14 protein-coding genes are annotated in these 14,501 nt (G+C 67.9%); 11 read left to right on the top strand and 3 right to left on the bottom strand.

Annotated features, from left to right (window positions below):
- Position 1 precedes the first annotated feature (1 nt).
- The 5 genes from ACEOAB_RS10985 (at position 2) to ACEOAB_RS10965 (ending at position 5,461) form a co-directional block, all read left to right on the top strand.
- A complete protein-coding gene (locus tag ACEOAB_RS10985) occupies positions 2-1,897 on the top strand; it encodes a TRAP transporter large permease (protein WP_413749810.1) in 1,896 nt (631 codons plus the stop codon).
- Between the two features lie 35 nt (positions 1,898-1,932).
- Positions 1,933-2,472: a VOC family protein gene (locus ACEOAB_RS10980; RefSeq protein ID WP_056599589.1), complete on the top strand. Its 540-nt coding sequence runs from the start codon at positions 1,933-1,935 to the stop codon at positions 2,470-2,472.
- Positions 2,473-2,477: 5 nt separating this feature from the next.
- Positions 2,478-3,746 carry a ribulose-bisphosphate carboxylase large subunit family protein gene (locus tag ACEOAB_RS10975; protein WP_413749811.1) on the top strand — a complete coding sequence of 423 codons (1,269 nt, stop codon included), beginning with the start codon at positions 2,478-2,480 and terminating at the stop codon, positions 3,744-3,746.
- On the top strand, positions 3,743-5,086 hold the full coding sequence (locus ACEOAB_RS10970; protein WP_413749812.1) for a four-carbon acid sugar kinase family protein: 1,344 nt from the start codon (positions 3,743-3,745) through the stop codon (positions 5,084-5,086). The genes ACEOAB_RS10975 and ACEOAB_RS10970 overlap by 4 nt, the downstream gene beginning before the upstream one ends.
- 168 nt (positions 5,087-5,254) lie before the next feature.
- Positions 5,255-5,461 carry a hypothetical protein gene (locus ACEOAB_RS10965; protein WP_413749813.1) on the top strand — a complete coding sequence of 69 codons (207 nt, stop codon included), beginning with the start codon at positions 5,255-5,257 and terminating at the stop codon, positions 5,459-5,461.
- Between the two features lie 30 nt (positions 5,462-5,491).
- Here the strand turns inward: ACEOAB_RS10965 and ACEOAB_RS10960 are convergent, their stop codons facing one another.
- Positions 5,492-5,956 (bottom strand): hypothetical protein, encoded by a 465-nt coding sequence (locus ACEOAB_RS10960; protein WP_235508132.1) that lies wholly within the window; start codon positions 5,954-5,956, stop codon positions 5,492-5,494.
- A 15-nt stretch (positions 5,957-5,971) separates the two neighbouring features.
- On the opposite strand from ACEOAB_RS10960, the gene ACEOAB_RS10955 reads away from it, so the two are divergent.
- From ACEOAB_RS10955 to ACEOAB_RS10940, 4 genes are all read left to right on the top strand, one after another.
- Positions 5,972-7,645, top strand: coding sequence for an alpha/beta fold hydrolase (locus ACEOAB_RS10955; RefSeq protein ID WP_495653717.1), 1,674 nt, complete (start codon positions 5,972-5,974; stop codon positions 7,643-7,645).
- Between the two features lie 105 nt (positions 7,646-7,750).
- Complete coding sequence (locus ACEOAB_RS10950; RefSeq protein WP_495653716.1) at positions 7,751-8,713, top strand: S1C family serine protease; 963 nt, start codon at positions 7,751-7,753, stop codon at positions 8,711-8,713.
- Positions 8,714-8,773: 60 nt separating this feature from the next.
- Entirely contained in the window at positions 8,774-9,619 is an 846-nt protein-coding gene (gene kdsA, locus ACEOAB_RS10945; protein ID WP_495653715.1) for a 3-deoxy-8-phosphooctulonate synthase, read from the top strand.
- A 10-nt stretch (positions 9,620-9,629) separates the two neighbouring features.
- A complete protein-coding gene (locus ACEOAB_RS10940; RefSeq protein ID WP_235508133.1) occupies positions 9,630-10,463 on the top strand; it encodes an alpha/beta hydrolase in 834 nt (277 codons plus the stop codon).
- 20 nt (positions 10,464-10,483) lie between these two features.
- Here the strand turns inward: ACEOAB_RS10940 and ACEOAB_RS10935 are convergent, their stop codons facing one another.
- Positions 10,484-11,137 carry an alpha/beta fold hydrolase gene (locus ACEOAB_RS10935; RefSeq protein WP_056599610.1) on the bottom strand — a complete coding sequence of 218 codons (654 nt, stop codon included), beginning with the start codon at positions 11,135-11,137 and terminating at the stop codon, positions 10,484-10,486.
- 237 nt (positions 11,138-11,374) lie between these two features.
- On the opposite strand from ACEOAB_RS10935, the gene ACEOAB_RS10930 reads away from it, so the two are divergent.
- Entirely contained in the window at positions 11,375-11,875 is a 501-nt protein-coding gene (locus tag ACEOAB_RS10930) for a GNAT family N-acetyltransferase (RefSeq protein WP_056599613.1), read from the top strand.
- A 113-nt stretch (positions 11,876-11,988) separates the two neighbouring features.
- Entirely contained in the window at positions 11,989-14,049 is a 2,061-nt protein-coding gene (fusA, locus tag ACEOAB_RS10925) for an elongation factor G (RefSeq protein ID WP_413749931.1), read from the top strand.
- Positions 14,050-14,057: 8 nt separating this feature from the next.
- Here fusA and ACEOAB_RS10920 read toward each other — a convergent pair whose 3' ends face one another.
- Complete coding sequence (locus tag ACEOAB_RS10920) at positions 14,058-14,495, bottom strand: CBS domain-containing protein (protein ID WP_413749930.1); 438 nt, start codon at positions 14,493-14,495, stop codon at positions 14,058-14,060.
- Positions 14,496-14,501: the final 6 nt, after the last annotated feature.

The following is a 14,501-nucleotide window of genomic DNA, read 5'->3' as shown; positions in this document are numbered from 1 at the left end:
CATGGTGCACGAATCCACTTTCGAGGCGGCGCCGTTCGCGGGCGCCGGGCCGTCCGCCAATGCACTGAGCGGCCTGGCCGGGCGCGCCGACCGGGTGCTCGGCGGCGCCGTCGAGGCCGTGGCCGCTCTGCTGGTGCTGGCCGAGATCTGCGTGCTGTTCGCGGGCGTGGTGTCACGCTATGTGTTCCATGCGCCGCTGGTGTGGTCGGACGAACTCGCGTCCATCCTGTTCCTGTGGCTCTCGATGCTGGGCGCCGTGGTGGCGCTGCGGCGCGGCGAGCACATGCGCATGACGGCGCTGCTGCAGAAAGTGCGGCCATCGACACGCGCCATGCTCGACGCCTTCGCCATCGCGGCGTCGGTCGCATTCCTGGTGCTGATCATCTGGCCGTCGATCGACTACGCGCACGAGGAGTCGTTCATCGTCACGCCCGCGCTCGAGGTCAGCAACGCATGGCGCGCAGCGGCCATCCCGGCCGGCGTCGGCATCATGCTGGCGATGGCGCTGCTGCGCCTCGTGCGGGTGTGCACGGGCCGGCAGATCGCGGTCGCGGTGCTCGGCATGGGCACGCTGGTGGCGGCCTTCTGGCTCGCGGCGCCGCTGTTCGCGACGCTCGGCAAGTTCAATCTCGTCATCTTCTTCGTGGTGGTGGTCGCGGCCACGGTGCTCTCGGGCGTGCCGATCGCGTTCTCGTTCGCGCTCGCCACCTTCGGCTACCTTGCGCTCACCACGCGCACGCCGCTGCTGGTGATGGTGGGCCGGCTCGACGAGGGCATGTCGCACCTGATCCTGCTCGCGGTGCCGCTCTTCATCTTCCTGGGGGCGCTCATCGAGATGACGGGCATGGCGCGCGCCATGATCCAGTTTCTTGCGAGCCTGCTGGGCCACGTGCGCGGCGGCCTCTCTTATGTGCTGATCGGCGCCATGTACCTGGTGTCGGGAATCTCGGGCTCCAAGATCGCCGACATGGCGGCCATCGCGCCAGTGCTGTTCCCGGAAATGGTCAAGCGCGGCGCGAAGCCCGGCGACCTGGTGGCGCTGCTGTCGGCCACCGGCGCGCAGACCGAAACCATTCCGCCGTCGATCGTGCTGATCACCATCGGCTCGGTCACGGGCATCTCGATTGCCGCGCTGTTCACGGGCGGCCTGCTGCCGGCCGTGGTGCTGGGCGCCGCGCTGTGCGCTGTGGTGTGGTGGCGCTACCGGCGCGAAGACCTGAGCGGCGTGCAGCGCCACAGCAAGCGCGAAATCGGCAAGCTGCTGCTGGTCGCGCTGCCGGCCGTGCTGCTGCCCTTCGTGATCCGCGCCGCCGTGGTCGAGGGCGTGGCCACCGCCACGGAGGTGTCGACCATCGGCATCGTCTACTCGGCCATCGTCGGGCTGATGGTTTACCGGCAGTTCGACTGGAAGCGGCTCAAGCCGATGCTGATCGACACCGCGTCGCTCTCGGGCGCGATCATCTTCATCGTCGGCTGCGCCACGGCCATGGCCTGGGGCCTTACGCAGTCGGGCTTCTCGCAGGACCTGGCGCGCGTGATGGGCGCCCTGCCCGGCGGCGCCTACGGCTTCCTGGCCGTGTCGATCGTGGCCTTCATCGTGCTGGGCAGCGTGCTCGAAGGGATTCCGGCCATCGTGCTGTTCGGGCCGCTGCTGTTTCCCATTGCCAAGGCGGTGGGCCTGCACGAGGTGCACTACGCGATGGTCGTCATCTTCGCGATGGGCATCGGCCTGTTCGCGCCGCCTTTCGGCGTGGGCTACTACGGCGCCTGCGCGGTGAGCAAAGTCAATCCCGACGAGGGCATCAGGCACATCTGGGGCTACATCGGCGCGATGCTGGTCGGCCTGGTGATCGTCGCCGCGTTCCCGTGGTTCTCGACCGGGTTCCTGAAATTCTGAACGCAACAACACACACATCCACGGAGCCAACCGCAATGAGTCGATTCCTCGGCGAGATCCGCCAACTGGGCTATGTCGTGCACGACATCGAGGCCGCCATGGACTACTGGAGCACCACGCTGGGCGTGGGCCCCTGGTTCTACAACCCCAGGGTGCCTATCCGGAACTACCGCTACAACGGCGAGGCGCACGAGCCGCACAACTCGGTGGCGCTGGCCAATTCGGGCTACGTGCAGGTCGAACTGATCCAGACGCGCAACGACGTGCCCTCGATGTACCGCGACTTCCTCCAGGCTGGCCGCACCGGGCTGCAGCACGTGGCCTACTGGACCGCCGACTACGACGCCGACCTCGCGCGCCTCACCGCGCAGGGCTTCAGGCCCGTGATGAGCGGTGAGGTGGGCGAGCGCGGGCGCTTCATCTACTTCGACACCGAATACCATCCGGGCACCGTCATCGAGCTCTCCGAGGTGGCGGGGCCGAAGGGCAGGATGTTCGACCTGATCCGCAGCGCCTCCGAGGGCTGGGACGGCAGCGAACCGGTGCGGCCCTTTCCCGATCTGAGCAAGCTGTGAGCGCGATGACGCCCGAACGCATCCGCGCGCGCTATCTCATCGAGACGCCGCATGACCCGGCCGCCGTGGCCGAGGTGATGGCGGGCGAGCAATCGTGCGGCACCTTCACGCGCGTCGAGGGCGAGACCGATGCGCTGCGCGAACGCGCGCGCGCCACGGTCGAGGCGATCACCGAACTGGAACCGGCCGGCGTGCCTTCGCTGCCCAATGCCCTGCTCGAGCGCAAGGGCGCGAAAGGACCGTGGCGGCGCGCGCATGTCGACATCACGTTTCCGGTGGCGAACATCGGCGCCAACCTGCCGACGCTGGCTGCGACCGTGTCCGGCAACCTCTACGACCTGGGCGAGGTGACGGGCCTGCGGCTCCAATCGCTGCACGTGCCGGCCACGTACCGCGCGCAATTCGAGATGCCGCGCGTGGGCATCGCCGGCACACGCCGTGCGACCGGCGTGGCGAGCGGCGCTCTGGTCGGCACCATCATCAAGCCCAATGTGGGACTGTCCGCGAACGAGACCGCCGAGCTGGTCGCAAGGCTCTGCGCCGCGGGCGTCGACTTCATCAAGGACGACGAAGTCTGCGCCGACCCCGCGCACGCGCCGCTCGCCAAACGCGTGCCCGCCGTCATGGCCGTGGTGCGCGCGCACCAAGAGCGCACTGGCAAGCATGTGATGGTGGCCTTCAACATTACCGACGAAACCGATGCGATGAAGCGGCATGCCGACCTCGTCGAACGCGAAGGCGGCTCGTGCGTCATGGCCAGCCTGAACTGGTGCGGGCACTCGGGCATGCAGACGCTGCGCCGCCACACCGGCCTCGCGCTGCACGGCCACCGCAACGGCTACGGCGCGCTGTCGCGGCATCCCCTGCTGGGCATTTCATTCCAGGCCTACCAGACGCTCTGGCGACTGGCGGGCGTGGACCACATGCACGTGCACGGGTTGCAGGGCAAGTTCTCGCAGCCCGACGGCGAAGTCATCGAGTCGGCGCGCGACTGCTTCACGCCACTGGCCGATGCTGCGGACGACCGCGTGATGCCGGCGTTTTCCTCCGGCCAGTGGGCCGGCACCGTGCCCTCCACGTGGCAGGCCATCGGCAGCGACGACCTGCTCTTCATGGCCGGCGGCGGCATCCTTGCGCATCCCGGCGGCGCCGCCGCGGGCGTCATGAGCATCCGGGAAGCCTGGTCGGCCGCTCGCGCCGGCGTGCCGCTCGCGGATGCCGCCAGGGAGCAGCCCGAGCTGGCCGGCGCACTCGCCTTCTTCGGCAAGCCATGAGGCCGGCTCCGGCGGTCGTCTACTACGGCGACGATTTCACCGGCGCGACCGACACCCTCGGCACCGCGGCGCGCGCGGGGCTGCGCGCACTGCTGTTCCTGAAGACGCCGGATGAGGCCCGGCTCGCACGTGCGGGCGCCCTTGACGTGCTCGGCATCGCGGGCGCCGCACGCGCCATGACACCCGAGGAGATGCAGGCCGAGCTGCGACCGGTGGAGGCGCTGTTTCGCTCGCTCGGTGCGCGCGTGCTGCACTACAAGACCTGCTCGACCTTCGACAGCGCGCCGCACATCGGCTCCATCGGCGCGGCGGTGCGCTTGCTGCGCGCCGCCGTCGAGCAGCCGTGGACCGCGATTGTCGGCGGGCAGCCCAACCTCGGTCGCTACTGCCTCTTCGGCAACCTCTTCGCGGCAGCGGGCAACGGCGGCGAGGTCTTCCGCATCGACCGTCATCCGACGATGAGCCGGCACCCTGTGACGCCGATGGACGAGGCGGATCTGCGAATGCATCTTGCGAAGCAAGGGCTGGCGGATGTGCGCTGCATGCCGTTCACGGCGGCATCGCGCGGCAGCGACGCGCTCGACACGGCGCTGCGGCAGGCACTGCACTCGCCGCCCGCGGACGCCGTGCTCTTCGACGTGGTGGATGCGTCGCAACTTGGGGCCATCGGCGATGTGTTGTGGGCGCGTGCGCAAGAGTCGACCTTGCTCGCAGTGGGGCCGAGCAGCGTGGTGGACGCGCTGTCGACGGCCATGCCTCCTTCGCGCGAAGAACTGCAACGGCGACGCAACGGTGCACGGGTTGCGCAAATGAGCCTGACGCCGGCATCAAGCCCTGTGCTGGTGCTGGCGGGAAGCCTGTCGCCCGTGAGCGCGCGCCAGGTCGCGGCAGCCGTTTCGTTCGATACCGTATGGCTCGACGCCCCGATGCTGGCGCAGCGCGACGATGCCACCTTGACTGGTCACGCCGATGCGATCGCCGGAAGCCTCGCACGCGGGCGCAACGTGTTGGCCTGCACCCGCACGCCCGGCACCATGCCGTCAGGTGGCGGGCTGGACGCGCAAGCCCTCGCACGCGCCGGCGGGGACCTGCTGGCGAAGGTGCTTGCCGCAACGCCGCTGAAGCGCATCGGCATCGCGGGCGGCGACACCTCCAGCCACGCCGTGCAGGCGCTCGACGCGTGGGGCCTTTCCTACATCGCCGACATGGGCGCGGGCGCATCGCTGTGCAGAGTCCACAGCGACGACGCGAAGCTCGATGGAATGGAGATCATGCTGAAAGGCGGACAGATGGGGACGGACGATGTGCTCGAGCGGCTGGTGCACGGCGGCATTGCCTGAACCAGCCCCGGGACGCGCAAATTAACATTTAGGTGTTCATATTGGTTTGATCAAAGTTCTGCGAGCGTGGACGTCTGCGCCCACGCGTTGTCACCGGAGCCCTGCGCCGCAACAACCGTCGCCAACGACCTACAGACAAGTCCCCCCCGCCACGCCATGTTTCAAGCCATGACACACCCCATCGAACTCACCATCGTGGAGCCGCTGCCGGGCGCCTTTGTCTGGCAGTTGCTCGAAACCGACGACGCAGGTGCGCACCCGCGCGTGCTGCGCAAGGCTTACGACGCCGCGGAAAGTTATGAACTGGCGCTCTCGGCCGGCCAGCGCGCGCTGCAAAGCGAGATCCGGCACCGCGCGCCTGCCGGCCGCGGTTGAGTGGAACGCTACGCCTTCCAGCCTTGGGGCTCAGGCGTGCAATGCGAAGTCGTCGACCGTGAGCGTGATGGTGCCGTGCTGCCCCGCTTGGGCTTGGTAGCGGGCGATCGCCACGGGCTCGATGACATGGAAGTACCGCTTGCACGTTTCCAGCAGGCCATCGCCCATTTCGCGTGCGCCGAATTCGTCGTGCAGGGTTTCCTCTGAAATCTGCGCGACGACGCGCGGCCCGCCAGGGCCTTCGGGGTAGAAGGCAAATCGCACGCTCGCCGTGTCGAAGCAATAGATGCCTTCGAAGTTCATCTCTGGTGTCTCCTTGTGAAGCGGCGGCGATTGGACGCGTGCGCAGCGGCGATAAGGAGCGGAAATCAGCGCATCTCCGTGCAGGACATTTCCTACAAACAAGAGGGAGCGCGCTTGCATCCGGAAACGGTTCCGGCCTCTGTTGCGCAGCGTCGATGCAGCGAAGATCAGGCCTCCAATTTCCTCGCTCACGGAGCATCTGATTCGATGATGACCACCACGATCACGCGCCCTGCACTTCGATGCGCCGCTGCCTCCGCCCTCGCCGCCTCGCTCCTGCTGGGCGCCTGCACCGGCACCAGCGAGGCCCAGCGCCAGGCCACCGCCAGCACGCCGCCGCCCACCGATTGCACCGCTTGGGTCGGTGCCGACCGCAACGCCATGATGAGCGGCTACCTGCTGCCGCAAGGCCAGAAAAACAGCACAGGCACCAAGGTCTGTGTGCCGGTACTGGCGACGGCCAACCGCGCGCCCGCCGGCTATGCGGGCGGCGACTATCACATCGGCGAATTCACCGACGACAAGCTCAAGGCCCGCTGGCGCGCCTGCAAGGAAGACCCGGCCTGCTTCAAGCGCGTCGACGCGCAGATGCAGCGCTGGCTGCCGCCCAACAAGGAGCGCGCCACGCGCTCGACCGGCGTGGTCGACCCTTCCGGCAAGATCGATCCGGACGGCCAGGTCGACCTGAAGCAGATCCGCCGGCCCGCGTTCTTCGCCAAGGCGCCGTACCGCGAGGGCATCGCCGAGGCCGACGCCCGCACCTACGTCGTCGAATTCACCGCGCCGCGCGACACCTTCGAGCGCATCGACCTCAAGATGACCGGCGACATCAAGCTGCGCGGCTGGTACATCGAAGGCGCCGGCGTCGATGACGGCAAGGGCAGGAAGGTGCGCGCGCTGGCCATCATGGCGCCGGGCGGCGGCGGGCAGCTCACGGCCATCCAGCATCCGGACGAAGCTGCGTACCGCATCGACGAGAAGACCGGCAAGACCGTGCCCATCAGTTTTCCCAACGCGACCACCGAGACCATGGGCCAGCGCTGGTGGCGCGAGAACCTGTACGCGCTCAACCAGGCCGGGTTCGACGTGCTGGCCTACGACCGGCGCGGCGAAGGGCTGTCGGGCGGCTTCAGCGACACCAACACGCTGGAGCAAGGCGAGGACGTGTTCCGCGCGCTCGCCGCGCTGGACACCGGGCGCGGCCTGCGCATCCTCACGCCGAAGGGCGAGGTGCTCGAAGGCAACGCCACCCGGGGCCGGCTGCTGGCGGGCATGGCGTCGAGCGAGATTCCGCTGGTGCTCGGCGGCTATTCGCGCGGTTCGATGTCCACTGCGTGGGCCATGACCCGCAACTACGTGGCGCAGTGCAGCTTCGACATGCCCGAGCCCAACTGCACGCCGCCCAAGGGCCTGCGGAACATCCGCGGCGCGATATTGCTGTCGTCGTTCGCCAGCGGCGCGGGCTATGTGGGCGATTCGCCCGACCTGGCCGACCGCAACCTGTTCCTGGGCGGCATGGCGGCCGAGCACCACATCGTGTTCTATCCGAACTCGTCCACGCTCGCGGGCATGGACCGCTGGCCGGCCGCCTTCTTCGGCAAGGGCCTGTGGGACCGCGCGGAAACGCTCGAAGGCACGGTGGCCGCCTACAACCGCATCCGCGGCGTGAAGGAGATCGTGCTGGCGCGCGGGCCGCATTCGATCGAGACCTGGCCCGCCTCCGACCGGGCCTATCTGCGCGAGCGCATGGTGGTGTTCGCGAAGGCGGTGATCGTCGGCGGGCGCACTATCCCGGGCGCTCGGCCCTGGAAGGACTTCAAGTCGCTGGTCGCAACCACGCCCGATTCGTGGGAGCCGTCGTCGCGGCCCAAGGCGCCTTGAGCCGCCATCGCCCCCCGCTTGCCGGGGCGCCCGCCGCGGCCGGGTTGAAAACCTCCGGCACGCCGCCACCTCCTCTGGGATCCAGGCGACTGAAAGAGGTGCTCCATGGGCGCGCGCGACGAATTCATTCTTGACTCCTACTCGGCCACCGTCACACGGGTGGCGCACACCGCCAGCGCGGCGGTCGCGCACATCAAGGTCCGCAAGGCGGCTCAGCGCGGCAACGCAGCCTCCCACGGCAGCGGCTCGGGCTTCCTGTTCACGCCTGACGGCTTCTCGCTCACCAATGCCCACGTGGTCGAGGGCGCGAGCGAGTTGCGCGCGGCGTTCGCCGACGGCACCGAAAGCATCGCGCGCCTGGTCGGGCTGGACGCCTCGACCGACATCGCAGTGCTGCGCATCGAGTCGCACCCGGGGGCTTTCCTGCCGCTGGGCAGCTCGGCCACCCTGCAGCCCGGCCAACTGGCCGTGGCGGTCGGCAACCCGCTGGGCTTCGATTTCACCGTGACTGCCGGCATCGTGAGCGCGCTGGGGCGCAGCCAGCCGGCGCGCGGCGGCCGGATGATCGAGGACGTGATCCAGACCGACGTGGCCCTCAACCCCGGCAACTCGGGCGGCCCGCTGCTCGACAGCGCGGCGCAGGTGATCGGCGTGAACACGGCGGTGATCCCTTCGGCGCAAGGCCTGAGCTTCGCGGTGGCCATCGACACCGCGCGCTGGGTGGCCGGCGAGCTGATGCGCCATGGCGCGGTGCGCCGCGGCAAGCTGGGCGTGCAGTGCGCGGCTGTGGCGCTGCCCAGGCGCTGGGTGCGCGAGAACGAATGGCCCGTGGCCACCGGCGTGCGTGTGGTCGAGGTGGTGGCCGGCCTCGGCCGCGGCGCGCGATGGGCTGCGCAGCGGCGACATCCTCATCGGATGCGACGGAATACCGCTTGCCCAGCTGTCCGACCTGCTCAAGCGGCTGGCGGGCGAAGGGTACGGGCGGCCGCTGCTGCTCAAGCTGCTGCGGCCGGTGGCCGGCACGCTGACGCCGTTCTACATGACGGTATCGCCGGCAGGCTGAAATGAAGACCAGCCGACGCAACGACAATAGGCGCCTGCAGTGAAGCCCCCGTCCAGGAGAAAACCTTGTCCACCGTCACCATCACCCCTCAAGTCAAAGCCGGCAACGACGCCCCTTTCGTTCTCTTCGGCGGCGTCAACGTTCTCGAATCAAAGGACCTAGCCCTGCGCTCCGCCGAGGAGTACGTGCGCGTCACGCAGAAGCTGGGCATTCCCTACGTCTTCAAGGGCAGCTTCGACAAGGCCAACCGCTCCTCCATCCACTCCTATCGCGGCCCCGGCCTGGACGAGGGCCTGAAGATCCTGCAGGCCGTGAAAGACACCTTCGGCGTGCCCGTGCTGACCGACGTGCACGAGATCGCGCAGGCAGCGCCTGTCGCCGAAGTGGTCGACGTGCTGCAGCTGCCCGCCTTCCTCGCGCGCCAGACCGACCTCGTGGTGGCGCTGGCCAGGACCGGCCGCGTCATCAACATCAAGAAGCCGCAGTTCCTCAGCCCATCGCAGATGCTCAACATCGTCGAGAAATTCAAGGAGGCCGGCAACGACAAGCTCATCCTGTGCGACCGCGGCACCTGCTTCGGCTACGACAACCTCGTGGTAGACATGCTGGGCTTCGGCGTCATGAAGAAGGTCACGCAGAACCTGCCCGTCATCTTCGACGTGACCCATGCGCTGCAGCAGCGCGAAGCCGGCGCCGCCGCATCGGGCGGCCGCCGCGAACAGGTGGCCGACCTGGCGCGCGCCGGCATGGCGGTCGGCCTGGCCGGCCTTTTCCTCGAAGCCCACCCGGACCCGGCGCAGGCCAAGTGCGACGGCCCGAGCGCGCTGCCGCTGGACAAGCTCGAACCGTTCCTGGCGCAGATCAAGGCGCTGGACGATCTGGTCAAGTCGTTCGCGCCCCTGAATATCTGAAGAGCCCATCTTGTCATCCAAAGTCTCCCGCATTGCCCTGTCGGCTTCGGCCGCCGCCATCGGCGGCATCGCGGCGTACTGGACCCTCCTCGCGACGCGCCAGGGGCACATCCTGTTCAACGCCCGCAAGCTCCCCGTCGTCCACCTGTCGGACGACTTCTCCACCTACTCCCACACCGTGCCGGGCGGGATGGTCCGCGGGTATGTCTACCACCCCCAGGGTGAAGACTCGCTGCAGGACCTGTTCGTCTATTTCGCAGGCCGCGGCGAGGACGTGCGCGCCACCGCGCAGATGCTGCACTGGCTGCCCAAGGGCTTCGGCTTCGCCGCGATCAACTACCGCGGCGTAGCCGACTCGCAGGGCCATCCATCCGAGATTGCCTCGGTGGAGGACGCGGCCCAGTTCGCCAACCACCTGCGCCGCGCCTTTCCGCAGGCGCGCCTGCACGTCGTCGGCCGCAGCCTGGGAACTGGCGTTGCCATCCAGCTCGTGGCGCTGCAGGACTTCGAGAGCCTGCAGTTGGTGACGCCCTACGACTCGATGCTGGAGATTGCGAAGAAGCGGTTCCCGCTCGTGCCGCTGTCGCTGTTGCTGCGGCACCAGTTCAACTCGCTGGAGCACTCCAAGGAGGTCGCCGCGAAAACCCAGGTGCTGCTGGCGGAGCACGACGACGTTGTCGTGCCCGAGCGCTCGCAAAAGCTCATCGCCGCATGGCCCACGCCGATCAGCGTGCAGACGGTTCCGGGGTCGAACCATCACAGCATCATGGGGCTCGAAGCGACCTGGCTTCATCTCATCGACTTTGCGTTGACGGCGATTCTTCCGGAGCCGAAGGCGGCTTAGGGCCTGTAGGCCCGGCTTTCCTACACGTACTTCAAAAGAATCCTCGCGAGAGCTTCGGGGGCCAGCCGCGGAACATCGTGTGCGCAGTCGAGGCGATGCGTGGCCCATTCAGGGTCCAGCCGCAGGCGTTCGTACAGCTCGACGAACGGGCTTCCTTCCCATCCACACGCGGCGATGAAGGCTTTGCTTCGGACGTTGCGCCAGTTGCCGGTCAACTTGATCGCCTGCAGGAAGGTAGCGATCGGATGGGGACGGCATCGCCTGTCGAGATGGGCCGGCGGCGCGCAAGTCAATCCATCCGCAGCCGCGCCCGCTATGAAACGCTCCCGGTAGCTCGGCGTGGCGAGCGCCCAGACCGATGCACCGTTGTCCGGCACATAGGCATCGGCGTAAACGATGGCCTTGATGCGCGACGGCTCCTTGTCCGCCGCGCCGGTGATGACCATTCCCCCATACGAATGACCGACAAGAACGGCACTCGCATCGCGCCCGCGAACCGCTTGGACCACCTCGTCGATATGACTGTCGAGATTGGCGCCATCCGCGGGCTCGTCGCCCAGCCCCGAGAGAGTGAGCGCCTGGACTTCATGGCCTGCGCCTGACAGTGCATTGCCGACAGCTTCGAATGCCCAGGCTCCGTGCCAACCACCTGGCACCAAAACGAATCTTGTCATCCAGTTTGCCCTCTCGATTACGGCTGCCACGCAGGCATGGAGCCATCGGCCGCAGCATGTTCGCAGTGCACTCATTTTTGCTTGGGCGATCGCGTTCCCGCAAATTGGTGTCGATGGCCCTGGTCCGAACGGGACGAGAAGGAGCGCCACCGCCGTGCTGTCAGAATTGCCGCCCGCCCAGCTTCCGGACTTCTCGCCGCGACCTCCGCCCACCGGAGCGGCAACAAGGACAACCGCATGCACGTCGAATTGGTCCCCGAATCCCGGCACGAGTCATTGATAGATCTGCTCTGCGAGCTGCATGCCTTCTACAACGAAGGATCTGCAGTTTCCCGGGAGCTCGTGAGAGAACACCTCCTCGGAAACCTCCTGGCCACCGGGTCGTCCCAGCGCCTGGCCGTGGCTTCGAGCGAAGACGGCGCGGTGCTCGGCCTGGCAGCCATCGCACTGGTTTATTCGCTGGTCGATTTCACGCCCGACAAGCGCAAGCATTGCCAGATGAAAGAGCTCTATGTGCGGTCGTCGCATAGAAGCCGTGGAATCGGCAAGGCGCTCATGTCGTGGGTGGCCCGGTACGCGGTCGAGAACGGTTGCTGCCGCATCGACTGGCCCGTGAAGGCATCGAACGCCCGGGGAATCTCCTTCTACGAGAGCCTCGGTGCCGAGCTGGTTGCCGAAAGGCTCGCCTACAGGCTCTCCGAGCCCTCGTTGAGCCGGCTCGCCAATGCCGTCAAGTAGCACCGGCTTGCGCTGACACGTTCAATCCCGTACGCTGGCCTGGCGTCCACGCGCAGCACCCGAGCCCTTGCGGGCCGCCGGGCCGGCCTTGCGGACGTGAAGGAGTCCACGCCATGCCAAGCCGATCAAACGGCCCCACGGCCGAAATGGAAGCAGTGCGAACGCTGGCGCTCGTCGGTGCCGCGGCCGCCGGCAAGAGCTCCCTTGCCGAGGCCTTGCTGTACAAGGCTGGCGCCATCGCAGCGTGCGGCAGCATCGAGCGCGGCAGCACCGTCAGCGACTACGACCCGTTGGAGCGCCGCATGCTGCACTCGCTCAACGCATCGGTGATGCACCTCAAGCATGCCGGCACGCGCGTCCACTTCATCGACACGCCCGGCGGCCCCGACTTCCTTGGCCAGAGCCTGCCGGCGCTGGAGGCGGTCGAGACGGCGGCGGTGGTCATCAATGCCGCCACCGGCATCGAGCCGATGACGGTGCGCATGATGGAGTACGCGGCCTCGCGCCACCTCGCCCGCATGATCATCGTCAACAAGATCGACTCGCAGGGCGTCTCGCTGGCGCGCCTGCTGGCCGACATCCAGGCCACCTTCGGCCGCGAATGCCTGCCGCTGAACCTGCCCGACGGGGTCAGCAAGCAGGTGGTGGACTGCTTCTTCAACCGCTTCGGGCAGTCCGACTTCGGCCCCGTCGAAGCAGCGCACCGCGCGCTGGTGGAGCAGGTGGTCGAGGTCGATGCGGCCTTCGTCGAGCGCTACCTGGAAGAGGGCGACATGGATCCGGCCGAGCTGCATGCGCCGCTCGAACAGGCACTGCGCGAGGGCCACCTGATCCCGGTCTGCTTCGTCTCGGCCCGCAGCGGCGCGGGTGTGGCCGAATTGCTCGACGTGATCGTCAAGCTGCTTCCCGACCCGACCGAAGCCAACCCGCCGGACTTCCTGATCGGCGAAGGCGCGGATGCCAAGCCGATGCAGGCCCGCCCCGACCCGTCGCTGCATGTGCTGGCGCATGTGTTCAAGGTCATGGGCGACCCCTATGTCGGCAAGCTCGGCATCTTCCGCGTGCACCAGGGCACGGTCGCGAACGACAGCCTGCTCTACATCGGCGACGGCCGCAAGCCCTTCAAGGTGGGCCATCTGTTCATGCTGCAGGGCAAGGACCATGTGGAGGTGTCGCGCGCCCTGCCGGGCGACATCGTGGCGGTGGCGAAGATCGAGGAAATCCACTTCGACGCCGTGCTGCACGACGCGGCCGAGGACGACCACGTCCATCTCGCGCCGCTGGAGTTTCCGGTGCCGGTGCACGGACTCGCCGTGGAACCCGCGCGCCATGGCGACGAGCAGCGCACCTGGGAGATCCTCGGCAAGCTCGCGGCCGAAGACCCTTGCCTGCGCATCGAGCACGTGGCCGCCACCAACGAAACGATCCTCTACGGCCTCGGGGAGCTTCACCTGCGCACGGTGCTCGAGCGCCTGCGTGAGGTGTACCGCTTCGAGGTCCGGACACGGCCGCCGCGCATCGCCTATCGCGAGACGGTGGCCGCGCCGGCCATGGGCCATCACCGCCACAAGAAACAGACCGGCGGCTCCGGCCAGTTCGGCGAAGTCTTTCTGCGCATCGAGCCGCTGGCGCGCGGCGCCGGCTTCCAGTTCGATGACGAGGTCAGGGGCGGCGCGATACCGAGCCAGTTCATCCCCGCGGTCGAGAAAGGCGTGCGCGAGGTGCTGCAGGGCGGCGTGATCGCCGGCTACCCGGTGGTCGACGTGCGGGTGGTGGTGTACGACGGCAAGCACCACAGCGTCGACAGCAAGGACATCGCCTTCGCGACCGCGGGCCGCAAGGCCTTCATGGCGGCGGTCCGCGAGGCCAGGCCGGTCGTGCTGGAGCCGATCGTCCAGATCGAGATCGTCGTATCCGAGCACTCGGTGGGTGACATCACGAGCGACCTGTCGTCGCGGCGCGGCCTGGTCACGGGCACGTCGGCGATGGGAATCGGCAACGTGGTCGTTCGCGGGCAGGTGCCGATGGCGGAGCTGGCCAGCTACCAGTCGCGGCTCAATGCGATGACCAGCGGCCAGGGCCGCTACACCATCGCGCTGTCGCACTACGAAGCCGTGCCGCCGGCAACGCAACAGGCGCTGATGGGCCAGTTCCAGGTACGCGACGAGGCTTAGGCTTAGGCTTAGCCCAGAGCGTCGTTCACCTGCTCGCGGAACTCGCTCAGGCTGACTGCAGCGCCGATTTCCCGCGGCAGCGCATCGCGCACCGAGAACACGCCGAGCACCTTCGCTCCCGCCACCAGCGGCAGGTGGCGAAAGCCGCGCTCGAGCATGAGCACCACGGCATCGGACACCAGCGTTTCGGGCGGCACGCAGATCGGGTTGGGCGTCATGACTTCGCGCACCGCGGTGTGATCGGGATCGAGTCCTCGGGCCAGCACCCGGGTCATCAGGTCGCGCTCGGTCAGGATACCCAGCAGGGTGTCGGGCAGCTCCATGACGAGCACGCTGCCGCAATTGGCCCGGGTCATCACGCAGGCAGCGTCGCGCACGCTGGCTTGCGGGGCCAGGCTGACCACATGTGCGCGCGAGATGGATTGGAAAACGGTGCGCTCGGCCATGGTGCG

This window comes from Variovorax sp. Varisp53 (assembly GCF_059491555.1).
This window is presented reverse-complemented; position numbering and strand designations above follow the sequence as displayed.